The organism is Bifidobacterium sp. LH_416 (assembly GCF_056357055.1).
The window spans coordinates 1-17,657 of the sequence record NZ_JBKEVJ010000003.1; the positions used below are offsets into that span (position 1 = coordinate 1).

Consider the following 17,657-nt stretch of genomic DNA (forward strand, 5'->3'; position numbering starts at 1 on the left):
GTGACTGCAACTGAAGCGCGGCGGTGAACAGGTGAGAGGTATCCATGCCTCCAACCTACCCGACCGGCATCACCCCACCCCAAACCACCCACCATAAACAGCGAAAGGCCCCAAAACGAGATTCCTGCCCCAATTCCGCCTGTTCACGGATATTCGCGTATGGTATGGGGCGCTGGCGGTGGTGTTCGGGGCTGCGGCGACCTATACGTTCTATACCTATCTGACGCCCATCATCACCGATGAGATCCGGATTCCGGAGCGGTATCTGAGCATCGCCCTGACCGTGGTCGGATTGGCGGCGCTGTGGTCCAACCTATACAGTGGGAAGCTTGCAGCGCGGGGTACCGGCGCGCGTCCCATCATCGGACTGATCCCGCTGTATTCGCTGCAGGCCGTGGGTCTGCTGGCGCTTCCGCTCGCGGGTGCTTGGCCCATCGTCGGGGTCATCGACATCCTGCTGCTCGCCTGCCTGATGTACCTGCAGAACTCGCCGTCCCAGATCCTGCACACCAGCATCGCGGAGACGCGTTTCCCCGAATCAATGACGCTGGCCTCGTCCATGAACGCCATGTCGTTCAACATCGGCATCACCTTAGGGTCGGCGATCGGCGGCGCGGTCATGTCCGGACTCGGCATGCGTTGGCTTGGGCCCTTCGGTGCCCTGCTGGCGCTGGGATCGGTGGTCGTGCTGTTGCTGCTCAGGCGGCAGGAAAACATCGGACACCATCGCCTCGAAGAAGACAGGATGACGGTGCAATCACATGTCGCGGCAGCGTGAGCGAACCGCATGGCAGCAAGTCAAACACAATCTAACAAACCGACCATCATTACAAGGAGGTAAACCCATGAGGAAGGTACTGTGCTCACCTGGAAGCTACATCCAGCAGGAAGGCGCGCTGTCATCATTGGCGCAGGAATATAAGGAGTTGGGGTCTGCCGGCGCGTACCTCATCGTCGATTCGTTCATCGATCGCATGTACCGCGAGCGTATCGTCTCCGGTTTCGACGAGTCGACCACGCCCTACCACTATGAGGTGTTCGGCGGCGAATGCTCGATGAACGAAGTGAACCGGCATAAGGCATTGCTGGGTGAGTGCGATGTGGTCATCAGTATCGGCGGCGGTGCGCAAGGGTCTGTGCACTTCCGCGGTCGAGCAGGTCATTGAGGCCAACACGCTGCTGAGCGGCATCGGCTTTGAATCCAGTGGACTGGCCGCAGCGCATGCCGTGCACAACGGCCTGACCGCGCTCGAAGGCACGCACCGATACCTGCATGGCGAGAAGGTGGCCTACGGCACGCTGACGCAGTTCGTGCTCGAAGACCGACCCATGGCCGATTTTGAGGAAGCTTATGGATTCTTCCGTGCGGTCGGCCTGCCCACCACATTGGCCGGGATCGGCATCGCCGACGCCACCGACGAGGATCTGCTGCGCGTGGGCGAGCTGGCCTGCGACCCGGCCGACACCATGGGCAACATGCCCTTTGAAGTCACGCCTGCAGACGTCGCCGCTGCACTGCGAGCCGTCAACGAGCTCGATGCCGTGATTGGCTAATGGTCAACTTCTGATTCCATGCGCATGGCGTTATACGGCTTGGCGATGCCCGGTTTTTCCATGCATCGCCAAGCCGCCGTTGTACATTGAGAACGTCTGTGTCATACGGGGCGCGCGGTCAGGGTGAAGCCGTTGGCTTCGGTGCCGTCCGTGGTTGAGGCGAGATCGCAGACATCCTGCAAACAATACGTGGCGTACAGCGGCAGGTAGGTCGTTCCACCGTCTCGTATGACATTGGAACGGGACAACACCACGCCTTGTGAAACACGGTATTCGGCATTGGCCAGTACGGCGTCGATGGCGGCGTGCGCGCGATAGCTTCGCCCTGACTTGACCTCGAACGGCATCACGGAATCGTTGTTCGTGTCCGCGATGAAGTCGACCTCGCCATGTTTCTTCGCCATGTAGTAGTACAGCGGAATGCCTTGTGCGGTCAGTTCTTGGGCGATCATGTTCTCGTATATCGCCCCCAGATTCGGAGATGAATCATCGAGATAGGCGGCCTGTGCGGTCGGCTGCGGATAGCGCGCCATGAGCATACCAGTATCGGACTGATACAGTTTGAACTTTGGTGATTGCGACGTGCGTTTCAACGGTGACTTTGGTTCGGTGACGCAGTTGGTCTTCAATGCTACGCCCGCATCGACGAGCCAGAGGAAATCCTTCTGATTGCGGTCATAACGGGCACCAGGGCTAATGGAGGAAACAGCGAATCTGCCGTTGCCATCGATAAGCTGGGTAGGAAGCTGGTCAAAGATCTCTTGAACTTGCAGTGCGCGACTGCCCGCGTACTGGGAAATATCATGGCGATACTGCCGGTTCAGTTCGTTCTGCACTGCGCGTACGGATGCCAGATCGCCCTTGGTGTCCAGAAAGCGCTGCACGACTTCCGGCATGCCTCCGACCACCAGATAGGTGCGGAAGTTCGTCATCATCGCATCGTGAACGTATGGGTCGATTGGAGTCGCCAATCGACAGGATTCCCGGATGGTATCGAGCGTTGTTTTCCGTACGCCGATGGCCCAGCAGAATTCCTCGAAATCCATGGGCCGCATAGTTTTTTCGATGACCGAGCCGACCGGGTAGGAGCGCACGCCCTTGAACTCAGTACCGAGCATGGAACCAGAGAACACGTAATCAAAACGGCCATCGGCCACCAGAAACTTGACCATGGTCATTACATCCGGAGCTTCTTGCACTTCGTCGACGAAGACCAACGTATTGCCAGGAGTGAGCGTTGCCGGAGAGAACAATGTCAATCGGCTGATAAATTCTTGTGCATCGCTCGCCGATGCGAGCGCTCGGGCCGCCTGCTTGTTTTCATACAGGTTGATTTCAAGGTAATGAGCGTATTCATGCTTGGCGAACTCACGTACGGCGTAGCTCTTGCCGATCTGGCGGGCACCGGTCAGCAGCAGTGCCTTGCCGGTGCCGCTCTGCTTCCATTCCAGCAGGTCGTTCGTGATCTTTCGCTCAAGCATGGCTGTTCCTTCCGTAATCCCTTACGAGAGTAGCATTTTCTGCCATGTATGTGCAAAATGCCGCATTTCAAAATAGTGTTTTGGTGCAAAATGCCGCGTTTGAAATGGCAGTTTCGGTGCAAAATGCCGTGCAAAATGGTTTATGGCAATGCTCGTGAGAAGTGTGCTCGGCATCATGGCGATGAATCGGGCTGGGCTCCTTGTGGCTATTCGAGCACGGCGTTGACTCCGCCGGACAGCAGTGCGCAGGTGAGATCGATGATGTCGTCGAGCGGCATGGTCTTGCCGCCGGCGATCCATTGCCGGTATACGGTTGTGCTGACCGTGGCGACATAAGCCAGTATGATCGCGCGTTTCTGATTGTCCAAGCCGTCGAGCGCACCGCTGCGCACCCAGTGTTCCGATTCCACCTGGTCAATCATGCCGTCGCGGATACTGTGCAGGCTCGTGGTACATGTGATTCGTTCATAGAATCGGCCTTTGCTTTCTGAGAACAGGTAGAACTCTCGGGTGACCTTCGACATATCGCGGGGGAGCTGGTATTGCTTGGTTCGTTCGATGAATTCTGCGGCCATAGCGGACTGGAATTCCGCGAGCAGATCGTCAAGATCGGCATAGTGCCGATAGAAAGTCTTCTTATTGATGCGGGCCCGGGCGCACAGTTCGGTGACCGTGATGTCCTCGTAATCCATATCTCCAAGCAGACTCTCAAAAGCAGCTCTGATGGCATCCAGCGTTTTGACGACGCGCAAATCATCCTTGTTCATGCGGCCTCCTTCCGAGTTATGCCACTGCTGGCGCACAATCGTGGCATAAGCCATCGTTACAAAAGTTTTCGTCCATTGTGCAATCCGCGACGTGATGGTGTCATAAGTATATCGACAGATAAGCAACTGCAGTGTCTTATTTCCTGTGTTGAACACAAATGTCGGTGATAGGTGCGGTCAAGCCGTAAATGAACAATATCTGACGAGAAGAAACACAATGGCAGCGAACACAGTTGATAAAACAGCACTATTCGAGACACTCCCCGTGCGGCGGGCGGTACTGTCTCTGGCAATTCCCACCGTAGCCAGCCAGCTTGTGGTGCTGGTCTACAACATGACGGACACATGGCTGGTCGGGCAGACGGGGGATACTGCGCAGGTGGCCGCCGTTGCCGCATCGTATCCGATTTTCATGATGTTGAACGCCATCGCTAATGTTTTCGGCATCGGTGGCGGAAGCTTGCTCTCTCGTTTGCTTGGACGTGGAGCGCGCAAACAGGCTGATATGGTTGCCGGGTTCATGATTTGGGCAGCGGCATGTTCGGCGGGAATATATTCGATTGCTGTGCAGATGTTCAGTATATCTTTGCTGGCGCTGATGGGAGTTCATGGGCCAACCGCCTTCTATGCTGAACGATACTTGTTCTGGACCGTGGTTGTGGGTGGCATCCCTACTGTATTGAACCTTACTGTGGCGGCGATTGTGCGTGCGCAGGGAGAATCGCGTTTGTCGAGTGCAGGCATTTGCGTCGGCGCGCTTATGAACATTATCCTGGGCCCGACACTCATGTTCGGTTTCCAAATGAACATAGAAGGTGCGGCAATCGCCACTGCTGTATCCAACGCATCGTCATTGGTGTTTCTTGTTCAACACATGATTCGTAACCGCCGAACCAGCATGATTCATGTGCAGCTGTACCCATGCCGTATGCGGAAAAATGAGATGATGGAACTGTTCTCCATCGGTATTCCCGCGGCACTGGTCATAATCATGGCTTCCGTTTCCAACAGCGTCATGATTCGTTTGATGTCCGGGTATACGGTGACGGCGGTTTCCGGCATGGGTATCATGCAGAAGCTTGACATCATTCCATTCCAAGTAATCATGGGCGTCTCAGATGGAGCGCTTCCCCTTATCGCATACAACTATGCCGCAAACAACAGAACTAGAATGGCAGAGGCGGTCAGATTCACCATAGGAATCGGCTTCCGCCTGTCCCTGGCATTCTTTGTGATATTCGAATTGGCGGCACCGGTGCTGGTTCGGTTCTTCATCGATGATCCAGCTACCGTGGCATATGGAACCGAATTCGTGCGGCTTCGATGCATTGCGCTGCCGTTCATCACTGTGGAATTCATGCTGATCGCGGTGTTTCAGGCTGTTGGGGGAGCGCGGCAAGCGCTGGTTCTTTCCATGTTCCGCAAGGGAATAGTCGACCTGCCGCTCATGGCCTTAATGAACCTGATCTGGCCCATGTATGGTTTGATGCTGGTGCAGCCCATGATGGAATTCGCGGGAGCCGCCATTGCGCTGACGATGTACCGGTCTTTCCGGCGAAAGACCAGTGAAAAAATCGGTGAGGCAGCTCTACTGCAGGTGGCCTAACGATGCAAAGCCAATGCCATGAACGAATGCAGTACAAACAAAAGCACCTTTAATAATTGATATGTGCCGGCTTGTGCTGCTCTTCAGAAACGCCTGTAATCAGCCAGTCAGCGCATGCCTGGGCGATGGCGCGCGGAGATTCGACTGCCCCTTCCTCTAACCAGTTGATAAGCACATTGGATACGGCTCCGGCGATGAAATAAACGCGGTACTTATCAATGGAGCCTACTGGGGTACGGCCGACCAAGGAGCGCGCGTATCCGTTGATCGTGCCTTGGATGAGGTTGGAGAAACCGTTGCGATACAAGGTGAGCACATAGGATTTAACAGAGAGAAACCGAGTGAGCGAATGCTCGAATCCCTCGACGATATTGCTGCGCTCAAACACGTCGTATTCCGTGGGCTTAGTGTCGGACGGCTGGATTTCATCGTGCAGGCCGGTCATCCATGCCTTGATAACGGCCTCCTTGGAATCGAAGTTGCGGTAGTAGGATGCGCGTGCGACGCCGGCTTCTTCGATGATGTCGGTGACAGTGATGGATGAAAACTGCTTGTGTTCCATCAGCGCGAACAGTGCCTCGGTGATTTGTTTGCGCACGCGAGCGTTCTCCATGGAGCCACGGCTCATGCCTGATCCTCTTTCGATGGCCGGGAAATGTTCTGTCTTGGATAATACCATTGTTAGCTGATATGAATTGTCTGAGCCAGATTCCCTGTTATTGACTCATTAACAGTCCTTTCTGTGATGTTTCTGTCTTCTATTCTGATACAAGGTGATATAAAGCATCTCACTTACTGTATAGGGCTTACAGCAATTCGACACGGAAGGAACGACGATCATGGCTGGGCGGATTCCGGTACGCGTGATGGACCGAGAGCGCGATTACCAACGTATGGGTACCAAGAAGGGCGTCATTGAAGCGTGGGAGGATGGCCGTCGCGATGATGATCGTGCGGGTGCGTACGAATGGTGGTACTTCGACTTCATCATGGACGATGGTTCCAAGGCCGTCATTCATTTCAACACCAAAGACAACAAGACCATCAGCAAGGACGGCACCGTTCCATCGGTCGTCCTGAAAATCACCGCACCAGACGGCCGCGAATTCAAGGACAATGTGGTGATGGACGGGTCCGCGGCAAGATTCGGCGCGAATCGTTGCGACGTGACTTTCGGTCCGCATCGGTTGGAAGGCGACTTGAAAACCTACCGCATCCATGTCGACCATACCGGCGGTGTAAGCGGGGAGGATGGTGCGGGTGGCACCGGTATAGCATCCGATGTGGCCGCGGATCTGACCCTGACCAGTACATCCAAGCCATGGCGCCCGGGCGCGGGCGGGTTCTGCTTCGGTGAGGACGAGTCAGGATACTTCACTTGGCTGTGCGCCGTGCCGCGCGGCACCGTGACCGGCACTTTGTACTACGACGGTAAGGAACATCAGGTGACTGGCGCGGGTTATCACGACCACCAATGGGGCAACATGAAACACACCAGCACCTGGGATCATTGGATTTGGGGTCGTCAGGACTTCGGCGATTACGCGATGCTCGTATTCGATATCGGCACCCAAAAGAAATACGGATACCAGCGGCTGCCAATGATGTTCCTCGAAGACAAAGACGGTAATCTCATCATGCAGGATCTCGATACTCCGCAGTGCCGGTTCGTGGAGGAATATCAGGAGAAGATTTCCGGCAAAATGTATCCGAAAACCATCTCATACACATTCACGGATGGTAGCAAACGAGCCAAATACACCATCGCGCAGCGGTACGAACTTGAGGCTCGTGATGCCACGGCCCGGCTGCCCAAGCCCATGCGGGCTGTACTTAAACTCATTGGACTCCATCCTTCCACGTCGCGCAACTTCGCCACCGGAACGCTCGAATATGACGATGGAAAGCAATCGTTCAGCCGTACTGGCGACATGATCTACGAATTCGTATACGTGGGCGCCACTGTCAAGGAAAAGATGGAGCATTAGATGAAGGCGATGGTTTACACTGCGGCGGGCGACGTGGATGTCTTGCAAATACGGGAACTTCCCCGTCCCGTACCGAAGCCGAATCAGGTGTTGATACGAGTGAAGGCGTGCGCGTTGAACATCGCCGACTATGAACGATTCCGCATCAAGAATGGGGAAATACCGTTTGCCACGCGGCTCGTGAATCGCGCCATGTATGTCGGCAAGCCGGTCGGTTCGGAGGTGTCAGGCATCGTCGAACAAGTGGGGCGAAAGGTCACTCATGTTAAGGTCGGCGATGAAGTCTACGGGCAGACCGATTGTGTGGCTTCGTCCGGAGGACTCGCCGAATACGCCGTGCTGAACCGGGATGACGTATGCATTAAACCCCATAACCTCACGTTTGAGGAAGCAAGCACCATGTCATTGTCCATGCGCGTGGCCTTGAGCGCCGTGAAGAAAGCCAAAATTCAGCCGGGTTCCCGCGTTATGGTCTATGGTTCATCCGGAGGAGTCGGCTTATATGCCGTGCAACTTGCGAAAGCATACGATGCGCAGGTGACCGGCGTATGCAGTACCCGCAACGTGGACATCGCCAAACGTATGGGATGCGATACAGTCATCGATTACTTACGAGAAGATTTCACGGCCACCAATGAGCGGTACGATGCGATACTCGGCATCAACGGGCACAATCCCATGAATGCATACCGCAGGCTGCTCAAGCCTAGCGGCATATTCGTCGGAGTAGGCGATACCAGACAAGGTATGGACGCGCTGATCGCATCCATGACGAGTAGACAGTTCACCGTCGTCGCGGGGCCGATATCGAAAGAGCGAGGCTATCTGCAATACGCCCAACAACTTGCAGAGAGCGGACGCCTCATGCCGAACATCGGCAGGACCTACTCCGTCAACGATACGCGATTGGCTATTCAGAACATCCTCGCCGGCAAGGAGCAAGGCAAAACCGTCATTCGTACCGATTTTGACTGAAGTTCAGCACGGCATTCGAAGGTCAAGACGCTATCGTCATCGTGCATTCTGCTGGCGGTCAAGTTTGATTTGATATGTGTAATCTTCGATTGTGCTTCACTGATATACGGGAATCGTTGATGTGAACACGATACTGAGTATGCGTCTAACGTATGGATTAATCAGTATCGAGCATAGGATTTATTGTTCTTTCCGTGATATGTGCTGATGTATCGACATACGCTCGTAATCAGAAAAACTTTGCAATGATTACGAAAGGAACAGTAATGCGCTCTCGTGAACTGGGTGATGGATTAACGGTATCCGCAGTCGGATACGGTTGCATGGGATTGTCTCATGCGTATGGCCCGGCAACTGATAAAAGCGAGGCGATTCGCATCATTCGCGAGGCTGTGGACTTGGGATACACATTGTTCGATACGGCTGAATGTTATCTGGGCACGTATGAGGACGGCACTCCTGCCAACAATGAGGAAGTCGTGGGCGAGGCGCTTGCTCCGGTTCGTGATCAGGTGACGATTGCCAGCAAGTTCGGCGTCAAGCATCTCGGCGATCGACTGCTGACCGACAGTACTCCGGAAACGATTCGCAAATCCGTCGACGGCAGTCTCAAGCGACTCGGCGTCGAAACGATTGACCTGTACTACCAGCATCGCATCGACCCGAATGTCGAGCCGGAGACTGTGGCCGGCGTTATGCACGAGCTTATCGATGCGGGCAAGATTCGGCACTGGGGCATTTCCGAGGCGAACGAGGAATACTTGCGCCGTGCGAACGCTGTCTGCAAGGTCACCGCCATTCAGAATCGTTATTCGATGATGGCTCGCTGGTATGAGCCATTGTTTGCGGTTTGCGAGGAACTTGGCATCGGATTCGTAGCATTCTCTCCGATGGCCAACGGCTTCCTGTCTACTGCATTCAAATCTGGGCAGCGGTTTGCGGATGGAGATTTCCGCAATGATATGCCGCAGTATGCGGCGGCGAATGAGGAACGAAACCGTGCACTGATTGATTTGCTGCATCGCCTCTCCGCTGAGCTGAACGCCGCTCCCGCGCAACTGTCGATGGCGTGGGTGATCAACAAGAAGCCTTATATCGTGCCGATTCCTGGCACTCGCAACGAGCGGCGTCTTGCCGAGAACGCAGGAGCCGCTGATATTCAGCTGGATGCCGAACAAATCGCGAGCATCGACCAGCTGCTTGACGAGACGGATATGTCTGCCGTGTTCGGCGGGCACACGGTTCGCTGATGATCTGCTAACAGATACGGAAACAAGTCAATACATCAGTACCAACAACGGAAGGAATCATCATGGAATCACTGACCCTCAGCAATGGCATCGACATTCCGATTATCGGATATGGCGTTTACCAAATCCCCAAGGAGGAAACGGCCCGCTGCGTGCGTGAGGCCATTGAGGTTGGTTACCGTCACATCGATACCGCGCAGGCTTACTTCAACGAGGCTGAAGTGGGCGAGGGCATTAAGGCCAGCGGTATTGACCGCAAGGAACTGTTCGTCACCACCAAGGTGTGGCTGTCCAACTACGGGTATGAGGCTACGCTCAAGTCGGTGGACAAGTCGCTCGAAAAACTCGGCACCGGATACATCGATTTGCTGCTCCTGCACCAGCCGTTCTCGGATGTGTACGGTTCGTGGCGTGCCTTGGAAAAGCTGTATCGCGATGGTGTGGTGCGTGCGATCGGCGTGAGCAACTTCTACCCGGACCGTCTGGCCGATCTGTGCGCGTTCAACGAGATCGCGCCGATGGTCAACCAGGTTGAGACCAATCCGTTCGACCAGCAGATTGATGCGCATGAACAGATGGTCAAGCGCGGCGTCGTGCAGGAGGCCTGGGCTCCATTCGGTGAGGGGCGCAACGGCATGTTCGTCAACGAGACGCTTGCCGCCATTGGTGAGGCTCATGGCAAGTCGGTTGCGCAGGTGATTCTGCGCTGGCTTATTCAGCGCAATATTGTTGCTCTGCCCAAGTCCACGCACAAGGAGCGCATGATCGAGAACTTCGACGTGTTCGACTTCTCTCTTACCGACGCTGAGATGGCCATGATTGGTGGGCTTGATTCAAAGTCCAGTCTGTTCTTCGACCATCGTGACGCTGACTCAGTCGACTTCTTCGTAAAGCTGATCAAGGAACGCGAAGGCCGCGACTAATTGGTATCGGCCTACGTCCGATACTGTGTTTTCCGCAGTCTGCGACTGCTCAGAACTACCCCTCAGCTTTGCTATGCTCAGCAGCTCCCCTGACAAGGGGAGCCAAAACATTCCACTAAATCTGCGGTAACAGTCCCGCGTCGCGGCCAAGCTTCGCGACGCGGGACAGGAACACCGCGTACCGATCCTTATCCGCATCACGGCAGATGCAGTGGAATATGGCAGTCGCCTCCGGATCGGTAACCGGAATCGCCACACGGTTTTCCGGAATCGCGGTAACGGAAGTCACTGAAATATTCGTGCAGAAATACGGCAGATCAGTGGACTTTGCCAATGCGTCAAATTCATCTGCTCCAGCTTGGAACAACAGGCGCGATGCCGGCAGCATAGTGCGGCAGACGTCGGCCCAAAAACCGATATCCGGGCGCAGCAGCAGGTCAAGACCATTGAAATCAGCGAATCGAATATTGCCACGTTGAGCCAGCATATGCTTGCGCGGCACCACTAAATACAGTTGTTCCCGCATGAACGGAATCGACAATAATCCATTGCCGGCATCCGCAGCATGGGAGTCGATAGCCAACTGAATTTCACCGTTTTTGAGCCGTGCAGGTGCGTCTATATGTTCTACGAGCGCACTCGACACTGTCATATCTGGATATGCGCTTGCCAGTTCAGGCAGCAATAGCCACAATGGCGCAGGCGCACAGGATTCAATCACGATGGTGTGGTTCGCTCGGTCGTATTCGCGCACTTGCGTGAGCATTTCGTCACGCGATTCCAGCATCCGGCGTGCATAACGTACGGCTATCTCTCCATTGCTATTCAGCGCGACCCGATTACGCTCTCGGTCAACCAATGGCACATGAAACTCGGATTCAAGCCGCTGTATGGTGCGCGTCAGCGACGGCTGAGATAAGTGTAGGCGTGCTGCCGCTTGTGAGAGCGTGCCTGCCTCGGAGAACGCCACCAGCTGTTCCAGTTCGAAGAAATCAACCATCGTGAACCTCTCTCATGGCGCGGGCGGCATCATGCGATGCCATCAACATATATTCATTGCCGCTCCCGCTGGCCTGGTCAAAAATCAGATAGTTGTCATATCGCTGCGAATGCGTTCGGCGGCAATATCAATATTGCCGGGCCAGGTGGGTACCCCTGAAACAAGTTTGACTTTGGCGAACTCTGCAGGATCGTGAAGCTTGCGGAAAACACCTTTATCCAGGTATTCCGACATATCGAAAATGCCAGATGCTCCATCGGAGCAAGTGACTTTGAGCCTGTGTCCGGGGAGAGGCTGCACGCTGTTGACGCGAATTGAGTAGTCAATGATCATGGCGCACCTCATTGTCATCAGGGTTCTATCGTTCCTGGATTTGAGTAGTTTGCAGCCGCGAGCCAAGCGGCTCGGAGTTCGCTGCGTCTTCTCGAAATCCATTCGACTACCATTGTATGTTGTCTTTTCGGCAAGGGGTGAGTTCCGATTGAATTGCCATCAAGATCATATGTGGCGTTATATTCCGCATATTCAGCGTGAATATGCGGAGGACTATGATCTGCAAAATTCATTGTTATTCTAATACCATTAAAACGACATATTTCCGGCATATTGTAATCCAATCTTTGACATCATAATGAAGTATTAAGATGAACTGCAGGAGGTGCGCCCCAGTTTGCTTTTCTGATGATTTCATCTCTGTGTTCATATGGCAGATGAATGTAGTCAATGATGTCTTCATCCTGAAATAGGTCACTACAATATACGGGAAGCCTGTAATGGGGGACTATTCCGATAAGATCTTTTCCGGTGGCCATTTTCGCTATTTGTCGTGCGTGATATACCGAAACAGGTAAATCATTGTCGTACAGAGCTAATGCAAAATGAATTGCTTGAATGCATGACCAATAATTCGCACCTGAGACGTTAAATGACCATCCATCTTTATCCTTTAGAGGGAAAAGATGCATCCATGAATACCCGTGCCCCGGGCGGACTTCCCATGTATGTCCTTCATATTGTTTTCTGTTCATCCATGTTTCAAAGTCTTTGGATGAATTCTGATTGAGATCGCGCAGCCCATGATGGCGAAAGTCCGCATATGCAATACACCAATCAAGTGGCGAGGCGTCATTCTTGGGCATTGTGTATCCGCTTGCCTTGTATCCAAGCATGCATGCTCTGAAGTACTCTCCCGATGTCATTTTGGGGAGTTTGCTATTGAGCACGGTTCCTTCTTCTAAGGTTGAGAATAATGTGATGAAGCGCTGAATATCCTCAATGTCTATTGAACCAAGAAATTGTTTTTTGCTGTCGGGGAATATGTCCCATATATCATTGCGTGTAATAGTTCCAATTCTCATATCATATGGAAGATTGTCCTGAATAACGTCATTGTATGAATTGCTTTCACATAAAGTGATGCAGTATTGTGCTCCGCAATTAAGCCAATTCATCAGAGAGGTATACCATTCATAATTATTGGTGTAATTATCGTTTGTAAAGTGAATGCAGAAACGATTATTGATGAATAAGTATCGAGAATTCTCATATTTCGTGCATGTAATTTTATACCAGACTGTTTCATTCGGATACCAGTCCAACCAAGATTGTTCAAATTCCTGGCGGGTTTGATATTCACCCTCTTCGTGTAGTTCTTCGTAATCTCCGAAAGCGGAAATTGGGCCGCGTTCGGCGGGAATCCGCAACAGTCGAAATTCGTCTGCTCCTGTGGGCTTGATGTTGTCGAGGGTGGAAAACAGTTGTGTGGCTGCGTCGTTAAAAGGCAGTGTGACATCGGGTTCCCATGAGTTAGGGGAACTGATCAGGTTGTCTATCTGCGGGGCAAAGAGGGTGTGGTGCTTCATTGCATCGCCTTTCTTTAAAATAGTATCTATATTGATATCAGAATAGCACATATGTTCGATTTAGAAGTTTGGTGTGGCGTAAGATGAATGGCGTCTGCCTACAATAGGTGGAGAAATCCACAAAGCAATTCTTGGGGCGACATGGAAAACATCATTGATCGATATGTGTATCGCATTCATTGGTCGGATATCGACGGTGGTTTTGTGGCGACGGTTGCAGAGATGCCAAATCTGAGATTTGTTTCTGAGTCGTATGTTGAAGCGTTGACAGGTATTCGAATTGCTGCGCATGATGAAGTTGTTGGGTTGATGGAGAAGGGTGCTGAGGTACCTGTTCCATTTGAGGATCGCCGGTATTCGGGTCATTTTATGGTGCGTGTGCCTCCTGAGGTGCATAGGCGGTTATCCATTGAGGCGGCAGAGCAAGGAGTATCGCTTAATAGATTGATTCAGGCGCGCCTGTCCTAATTTGCATGAGGCGGAAGCATATCTGCCGTGTTCGATGGGGCATGTGTTGTACTCCTGCTGACGGGAGCAAAGCATGCGGATAAGGCATGGCTGGGCATTGAATGCATCTATTGGACATGATGGCTGTGCCGGCGTGTAATGAACCGTGGAATAAAGCGGGCGGCTGAACGCTTGTGCGGCTGCCGATTCGCGCCAAGGCGGCGGAATCGGCAAGAGATGGCAAAGGAGACTTGCAATGGAATACACCAAACTGGGCAACAGCGATGTAACTGTGTCCCGCATTTGCATGGGTTGTATGGGATTCGGCGACGCCAGCAAGGGGCACCATTCATGGATTCTCGATGCCGATCAATCACGTGAAATCATCAAGTACGGCTTCGATCACGGCATCACGTTCTATGACACGGCCATTGGATACGCGGACGGTACCAGCGAGGAATATGTGGGCCGTGCGCTGCGTTCAATCGCAAGCAAGCGTGAGGATTATCAGATCGATACCAAATTCCTGCCGCGCACGGATGCCGAACGCGAAGCTGGCGTGAGTGGCCAGCAGCATGTGAAGAATAATCTTGATGCGAGCCTCAAGCACCTCGGCCTTGACTATGTGGACCTCTATATCTGCCACATGTGGGATTACCACACTGATATGGCCGAGATTATGGAAGGCATGAACGAGGCTGTCAAGGCCGGCAAGGCGCGTGCCATTGGCATCTCCAACTGCTACGCCTATCAGCTCGCCAAGATGAACGATCTGGCTGAAGCCAACGGCTGGGCCAAGTTCGTGTCCATTCAAAGCCATTACAACCTCATCGCCCGTGAGGATGAACGTGAACTGATGAAGCTGTGTTATGAAGACAATATTGCTATGACTCCATACAGTGCGCTCGCCGCTGGCCGTCTGTCTCGTCTGCCTGGCTCGGCTGCCACCAAGCGCCTCACGGAGGATCAGGTGGCGCACTCCAAGTACGATGCCACCGAAACTCAAGATGACGTGATTATCGAGCGTGTGGCCGAGATTGCGCAGCGTCATGACACGTCGATGACCGCTGTCTCACTCGCTTGGCTGCTCACCAAAGTTACCGCGCCCGTGGTCGGCGTGACCAAGCCGCATCACGTCGATGGTGCGCTCGACGCCGTGGCCTTGAAACTCACCGACGAGGAGATTGCCTATCTCGAAGAGCCATACGTGCCCCACAAGCTCGTCGGCGTCATGGCCTTCAACCACTGATGCGTGATCATGAACAACGAAGTCGATATACGTACATACAACGATATTGAGGGATTTCAAGGAAAGGAAGCATGATGAGCAAGCGTATGCTTGTTACTTATTTCTCCGCCAGCGGCACCACCCGTACGGTGGCCGAACGCCTCGCGCATGCGATCGGCGCGGATATCAAGGAGATCGTGCCGGCAGAACCGTATACGGCGGCCGACCTCAACTGGCGTGACACCGCCAGCCGCTCCAGTGTGGAGCACACGCACCGTGAGATGCGCCCCGCCATGGCTGCGCCGGTTGACGTGAACGGCTACGACGTGGTGTTTGTCGGCTACCCGCTGTGGTGGGAAACCGCGCCGCGCGTGGTGCGCACATTCCTCGAGAGCGCCGATTGGTCGGGCAAGACCATCGTGACGTTTGCCACCTCCGGTTCCAGCACGCGAGGTGCTGACGGAGTGCAGCTGCACGATTCCGCGCCCGCTGCCCATTGGGTGAACGGCCGCCGCATCGCCGCTTCCGAAAACGAAGCCAAGCTCGCTAAGTGGGTTGAAGGGCTGAGTCTCTAGCTAGGACATGGCTCAGAACGCATCAAGGCCCCTGACGTGGTCAGGGGCCTTCGTTTTTTGCTTATCTGTTTCAGCCCTTGAGACCCTTGCATAGCGGGATGAGTGCGAGCAGCATCACGATGCCGATTAGTCCGACGATGATGCCGAAGACGAGCATGTTCCACAGCATGGTCATGCACATGCCGATGCCGAGTGCCAAGGCTCCGACGATGGCCAGTAGGATGATGCCGATGGTCCTGAGACTTAGCGGCATCAGCATGGGTTTACCTTCAATCTTGCGGCGAACCAGCAGCATGGCAATCAACACCACGGCGCCCGCGGACCCGACGATGACCCCTTGGTTGAACACGTTCCATTCAGGAAGCATGCACATGCACATGCCTATGGCGAACAGCACGCCGCCGATGGTGCCCAGAATCAGGGATACAAAATTCTTCTTCGTCATGATGCGACCTCTCCTTATATTGCTGTGTACATTGTGTCGGCGGAATCGTCTCCCGCTGTGGTTGACGCTGTACAAGCTACGGATCGTTTTCCCGCCGATTGCTAATCGAATGTTGACGAATCATTAAATGTGGCAGCCTCATTGGCTTTTAATAAATCATTAATATTCGTTCAACATTGCGTTGCTGCTCGCTCGTACGTTTGTGCACAGATACGAACCATGTGCGGCTGCCAAGCTGAGGGCAGACGCCGAAATAAGGAGTGAGATATGGAAGCGCAATATGGAAGCATCGCCCCGGATTTTGTGGGCTACGAGTACACGTCCGTGCGTGTGGGTGCGGCGCATGAATCGATGGTAATGGACGGTTACCGGAACTTCGGTTGGCTGCCGGACGGTTCGCACAACGGTATGCTGCGATTCAAGCGCGACCGTAGTCTGCTGAACAAGATGGAACTGACCCGTCTGCAGCGTCAATTCGACTCGCACCTGCATGAGCTGGACTCTTTGGAAAAGGCTCCGGGATATAAATCATCGTTGGTCGGCTGGTGCGTGGGGCTGCTTGGCTGCGTGTTCCTTGGCGGTGCCACGTTTTCCTATCTGGGCGGTTTCATGGTGCTGATGGTGGTGCTAGCGGTTCCTGGATTTCTGTGCTGGTTGGGCGCGGCTCCAATCGCCCACAAGGTTCGCCGGGTTGTGGAGGTTCGCAATGAGCCGGCGATTGATCACCTCCATGACATGAACTATGACGTATGTCGGCGCGCGAACTCGCTACTCATGCGCGGTGGCTCGCAGATAAGTGACGCACGGGCGGGCGAGCCACAGACGAGCGAAGCGGGGGAGTAACCTGAAATCATCGGACTCCCGGAATGGAGGAGAGGACTATGCCCAACATCGTGGTGGTTGAGGACGAGAAGGAACTCAACGACATCATGTGCATGTATCTGCGCGACGCTGGGTACACGGTGTATGGCTGTCTGTCGGTCAACGAGGCGTATGCGGTGATGCATGGGCGAATCATCGACCTCGTGATTTCAGACATCATGATGCCCGGCACTGACGGATTCGAGTTTGCGGCAAAACTGCGACAGATGGACGATCACCTGCCAATCATTTTCGTTTCCGCGCGCGATGACATGGCCTCGAAGAAGCATGGGTTCCGTACTGGCGTGGACGACTATATGGTCAAGCCGATCGAACTGGACGAACTGGTGTTGCGCGTCGAGGCGTTGTTGCGGCGGGCGGGCATCGAGGAAAGTCACCTGCTCAAGGTCAGCGGGTTCGAGATGAACGCCGCCGAAATGTCCGCTCAACTGGACGGCAGGCCAATCGAACTGACCGTGCGTGAATTCAACATCCTGTACAAGCTTCTGAGCTACCCGCGTCAGGTGTTTTCGCGCGGCCAGCTTATGGACGAATTCTGGGGGCAGGACGCGGACAACAACCTGCGCGTCACCGATGTATACATCACACGACTGCGTGGCAAGCTGGCGGACTGCCCGTATTTCAGCATCCTGACAGTGCGCGGTCTCGGTTACAAAGCCGTGCCGAATCAATGA

The 17,657-nt window shown here is 54.0% G+C and carries 21 protein-coding genes; 13 read left to right on the forward strand and 8 right to left on the reverse strand.

Annotation, left to right across the window (positions count from 1 at the left end; genetic code table 11):
- The first annotated feature begins 178 nt into the window (after nucleotides 1–178).
- From AC1AY0_RS07115 to AC1AY0_RS07125, 3 genes are all read left to right on the forward strand, one after another.
- The gene (locus AC1AY0_RS07115; protein ID WP_476526124.1) at nucleotides 179–778 is read left to right on the forward strand and encodes an MFS transporter; all 600 of its coding nucleotides are present in this window, start codon (nucleotides 179–181) and stop codon (nucleotides 776–778) included.
- Nucleotides 779–845: 67 nt separating this feature from the next.
- A complete protein-coding gene (locus AC1AY0_RS07120; RefSeq protein WP_476523727.1) occupies nucleotides 846–1,166 on the forward strand; it encodes an iron-containing alcohol dehydrogenase in 321 nt (106 codons plus the stop codon).
- Nucleotides 1,099–1,554: a dehydroquinate synthase/iron-containing alcohol dehydrogenase family protein gene (locus AC1AY0_RS07125; protein ID WP_476523726.1), complete on the forward strand. Its 456-nt coding sequence runs from the start codon at nucleotides 1,099–1,101 to the stop codon at nucleotides 1,552–1,554. The genes AC1AY0_RS07120 and AC1AY0_RS07125 overlap by 68 nt, the downstream gene beginning before the upstream one ends.
- 101 nt (nucleotides 1,555–1,655) lie before the next feature.
- On the opposite strand, the gene AC1AY0_RS07130 is transcribed toward AC1AY0_RS07125, so the two are convergent.
- Both AC1AY0_RS07130 and AC1AY0_RS07135 read right to left on the reverse strand, forming a co-directional pair.
- Nucleotides 1,656–3,035: an ATP-binding protein gene (locus tag AC1AY0_RS07130; RefSeq protein ID WP_476523725.1), complete on the reverse strand. Its 1,380-nt coding sequence runs from the start codon at nucleotides 3,033–3,035 to the stop codon at nucleotides 1,656–1,658.
- Nucleotides 3,036–3,241: 206 nt separating this feature from the next.
- The gene (locus AC1AY0_RS07135; protein ID WP_476523724.1) at nucleotides 3,242–3,802 is read right to left on the reverse strand and encodes a TetR/AcrR family transcriptional regulator; all 561 of its coding nucleotides are present in this window, start codon (nucleotides 3,800–3,802) and stop codon (nucleotides 3,242–3,244) included.
- Nucleotides 3,803–4,019: 217 nt separating this feature from the next.
- Here AC1AY0_RS07135 and AC1AY0_RS07140 point away from each other — a divergent pair, with 217 nt between their 5' ends.
- Nucleotides 4,020–5,408 carry an MATE family efflux transporter gene (locus tag AC1AY0_RS07140; protein WP_476523723.1) on the forward strand — a complete coding sequence of 463 codons (1,389 nt, stop codon included), beginning with the start codon at nucleotides 4,020–4,022 and terminating at the stop codon, nucleotides 5,406–5,408.
- Nucleotides 5,409–5,457: 49 nt separating this feature from the next.
- Here the strand turns inward: AC1AY0_RS07140 and AC1AY0_RS07145 are convergent, their stop codons facing one another.
- Nucleotides 5,458–6,087 (reverse strand): TetR/AcrR family transcriptional regulator, encoded by a 630-nt coding sequence (locus AC1AY0_RS07145; protein ID WP_476526126.1) that lies wholly within the window; start codon nucleotides 6,085–6,087, stop codon nucleotides 5,458–5,460.
- Between the two features lie 160 nt (nucleotides 6,088–6,247).
- Here AC1AY0_RS07145 and AC1AY0_RS07150 point away from each other — a divergent pair, with 160 nt between their 5' ends.
- From AC1AY0_RS07150 to AC1AY0_RS07165, 4 genes are all read left to right on the forward strand, one after another.
- Nucleotides 6,248–7,396: a lipocalin-like domain-containing protein gene (locus AC1AY0_RS07150; protein WP_476523719.1), complete on the forward strand. Its 1,149-nt coding sequence runs from the start codon at nucleotides 6,248–6,250 to the stop codon at nucleotides 7,394–7,396.
- Complete coding sequence (locus AC1AY0_RS07155) at nucleotides 7,397–8,371, forward strand: NAD(P)-dependent alcohol dehydrogenase (RefSeq protein WP_476523718.1); 975 nt, start codon at nucleotides 7,397–7,399, stop codon at nucleotides 8,369–8,371.
- Between the two features lie 266 nt (nucleotides 8,372–8,637).
- On the forward strand, nucleotides 8,638–9,621 hold the full coding sequence (locus AC1AY0_RS07160) for an aldo/keto reductase (protein ID WP_476523717.1): 984 nt from the start codon (nucleotides 8,638–8,640) through the stop codon (nucleotides 9,619–9,621).
- A 62-nt stretch (nucleotides 9,622–9,683) separates the two neighbouring features.
- The gene (locus tag AC1AY0_RS07165; protein WP_476523716.1) at nucleotides 9,684–10,544 is read left to right on the forward strand and encodes an aldo/keto reductase; all 861 of its coding nucleotides are present in this window, start codon (nucleotides 9,684–9,686) and stop codon (nucleotides 10,542–10,544) included.
- Between the two features lie 115 nt (nucleotides 10,545–10,659).
- Here AC1AY0_RS07165 and AC1AY0_RS07170 read toward each other — a convergent pair whose 3' ends face one another.
- The 4 genes from AC1AY0_RS07170 to AC1AY0_RS07185 all read right to left on the reverse strand — a co-directional run bounded on the left by AC1AY0_RS07170 (nucleotide 10,660) and on the right by AC1AY0_RS07185 (nucleotide 13,406).
- Nucleotides 10,660–11,544, reverse strand: a complete 885-nt coding sequence (locus AC1AY0_RS07170) for a LysR family transcriptional regulator (protein ID WP_476523715.1) — start codon at nucleotides 11,542–11,544, stop codon at nucleotides 10,660–10,662.
- Nucleotides 11,545–11,628: 84 nt separating this feature from the next.
- A complete protein-coding gene (locus AC1AY0_RS07175; protein WP_476526128.1) occupies nucleotides 11,629–11,979 on the reverse strand; it encodes a DUF2442 domain-containing protein in 351 nt (116 codons plus the stop codon).
- Nucleotides 11,895–12,149: a DUF4160 domain-containing protein gene (locus AC1AY0_RS07180; protein WP_476523712.1), complete on the reverse strand. Its 255-nt coding sequence runs from the start codon at nucleotides 12,147–12,149 to the stop codon at nucleotides 11,895–11,897. The genes AC1AY0_RS07175 and AC1AY0_RS07180 overlap by 85 nt, the downstream gene beginning before the upstream one ends.
- 21 nt (nucleotides 12,150–12,170) lie before the next feature.
- The gene (locus AC1AY0_RS07185; protein ID WP_476526130.1) at nucleotides 12,171–13,406 is read right to left on the reverse strand and encodes a hypothetical protein; all 1,236 of its coding nucleotides are present in this window, start codon (nucleotides 13,404–13,406) and stop codon (nucleotides 12,171–12,173) included.
- 141 nt (nucleotides 13,407–13,547) lie between these two features.
- Here AC1AY0_RS07185 and AC1AY0_RS07190 point away from each other — a divergent pair, with 141 nt between their 5' ends.
- The 3 genes from AC1AY0_RS07190 (at nucleotide 13,548) to AC1AY0_RS07200 (ending at nucleotide 15,656) form a co-directional block, all read left to right on the forward strand.
- Nucleotides 13,548–13,874, forward strand: a complete 327-nt coding sequence (locus tag AC1AY0_RS07190) for a type II toxin-antitoxin system HicB family antitoxin (protein ID WP_476523710.1) — start codon at nucleotides 13,548–13,550, stop codon at nucleotides 13,872–13,874.
- A gap of 235 nt (nucleotides 13,875–14,109) precedes the next feature.
- Nucleotides 14,110–15,102, forward strand: coding sequence for an aldo/keto reductase (locus AC1AY0_RS07195; protein WP_476523709.1), 993 nt, complete (start codon nucleotides 14,110–14,112; stop codon nucleotides 15,100–15,102).
- 71 nt (nucleotides 15,103–15,173) lie between these two features.
- The gene (locus AC1AY0_RS07200) at nucleotides 15,174–15,656 is read left to right on the forward strand and encodes a flavodoxin (RefSeq protein WP_476523707.1); all 483 of its coding nucleotides are present in this window, start codon (nucleotides 15,174–15,176) and stop codon (nucleotides 15,654–15,656) included.
- A gap of 70 nt (nucleotides 15,657–15,726) precedes the next feature.
- Here the strand turns inward: AC1AY0_RS07200 and AC1AY0_RS07205 are convergent, their stop codons facing one another.
- Entirely contained in the window at nucleotides 15,727–16,101 is a 375-nt protein-coding gene (locus AC1AY0_RS07205) for a hypothetical protein (protein WP_476523706.1), read from the reverse strand.
- Between the two features lie 267 nt (nucleotides 16,102–16,368).
- Between AC1AY0_RS07205 and AC1AY0_RS07210 the strand changes: the two genes are divergently transcribed.
- Together AC1AY0_RS07210 and AC1AY0_RS07215 are read left to right on the forward strand one after the other, a co-directional pair.
- On the forward strand, nucleotides 16,369–16,944 hold the full coding sequence (locus tag AC1AY0_RS07210) for a hypothetical protein (protein ID WP_476523705.1): 576 nt from the start codon (nucleotides 16,369–16,371) through the stop codon (nucleotides 16,942–16,944).
- 38 nt (nucleotides 16,945–16,982) lie between these two features.
- On the forward strand, nucleotides 16,983–17,657 hold the full coding sequence (locus AC1AY0_RS07215; protein WP_476523703.1) for a response regulator transcription factor: 675 nt from the start codon (nucleotides 16,983–16,985) through the stop codon (nucleotides 17,655–17,657).

Excerpts from the sequence above, each read along its gene's own strand:
- AC1AY0_RS07165 (WP_476523716.1), top strand. The coding sequence starts at position 9,684 with ATGGAATCACTGACCCTCAGCAATGGCATCGACATTCCGATTATCGGA.
- AC1AY0_RS07190 (WP_476523710.1), top strand. The coding sequence starts at position 13,548 with ATGGAAAACATCATTGATCGATATGTGTATCGCATTCATTGGTCGGAT.
- AC1AY0_RS07195 (WP_476523709.1), top strand. The coding sequence starts at position 14,110 with ATGGAATACACCAAACTGGGCAACAGCGATGTAACTGTGTCCCGCATT.
- AC1AY0_RS07145 (WP_476526126.1), bottom strand. The coding sequence starts at position 6,087 with ATGGTATTATCCAAGACAGAACATTTCCCGGCCATCGAAAGAGGATCA.
- AC1AY0_RS07170 (WP_476523715.1), bottom strand. The coding sequence starts at position 11,544 with ATGGTTGATTTCTTCGAACTGGAACAGCTGGTGGCGTTCTCCGAGGCA.
- AC1AY0_RS07205 (WP_476523706.1), bottom strand. The coding sequence starts at position 16,101 with ATGACGAAGAAGAATTTTGTATCCCTGATTCTGGGCACCATCGGCGGC.
- AC1AY0_RS07120 (WP_476523727.1), top strand. The coding sequence starts at position 846 with ATGAGGAAGGTACTGTGCTCACCTGGAAGCTACATCCAGCAGGAAGGC.
- AC1AY0_RS07150 (WP_476523719.1), top strand. The coding sequence starts at position 6,248 with ATGGCTGGGCGGATTCCGGTACGCGTGATGGACCGAGAGCGCGATTAC.
- AC1AY0_RS07185 (WP_476526130.1), bottom strand. The coding sequence starts at position 13,406 with ATGAAGCACCACACCCTCTTTGCCCCGCAGATAGACAACCTGATCAGT.
- AC1AY0_RS07175 (WP_476526128.1), bottom strand. The coding sequence starts at position 11,979 with ATGGATTTCGAGAAGACGCAGCGAACTCCGAGCCGCTTGGCTCGCGGC.
- AC1AY0_RS07125 (WP_476523726.1), top strand. The coding sequence starts at position 1,099 with ATGTGGTCATCAGTATCGGCGGCGGTGCGCAAGGGTCTGTGCACTTCC.
- AC1AY0_RS07200 (WP_476523707.1), top strand. The coding sequence starts at position 15,174 with ATGATGAGCAAGCGTATGCTTGTTACTTATTTCTCCGCCAGCGGCACC.
- AC1AY0_RS07160 (WP_476523717.1), top strand. The coding sequence starts at position 8,638 with ATGCGCTCTCGTGAACTGGGTGATGGATTAACGGTATCCGCAGTCGGA.
- AC1AY0_RS07155 (WP_476523718.1), top strand. The coding sequence starts at position 7,397 with ATGAAGGCGATGGTTTACACTGCGGCGGGCGACGTGGATGTCTTGCAA.
- AC1AY0_RS07130 (WP_476523725.1), bottom strand. The coding sequence starts at position 3,035 with ATGCTTGAGCGAAAGATCACGAACGACCTGCTGGAATGGAAGCAGAGC.
- AC1AY0_RS07180 (WP_476523712.1), bottom strand. The coding sequence starts at position 12,149 with ATGCCGGAAATATGTCGTTTTAATGGTATTAGAATAACAATGAATTTT.
- AC1AY0_RS07210 (WP_476523705.1), top strand. The coding sequence starts at position 16,369 with ATGGAAGCGCAATATGGAAGCATCGCCCCGGATTTTGTGGGCTACGAG.
- AC1AY0_RS07215 (WP_476523703.1), top strand. The coding sequence starts at position 16,983 with ATGCCCAACATCGTGGTGGTTGAGGACGAGAAGGAACTCAACGACATC.
- AC1AY0_RS07140 (WP_476523723.1), top strand. The coding sequence starts at position 4,020 with ATGGCAGCGAACACAGTTGATAAAACAGCACTATTCGAGACACTCCCC.
- AC1AY0_RS07135 (WP_476523724.1), bottom strand. The coding sequence starts at position 3,802 with ATGAACAAGGATGATTTGCGCGTCGTCAAAACGCTGGATGCCATCAGA.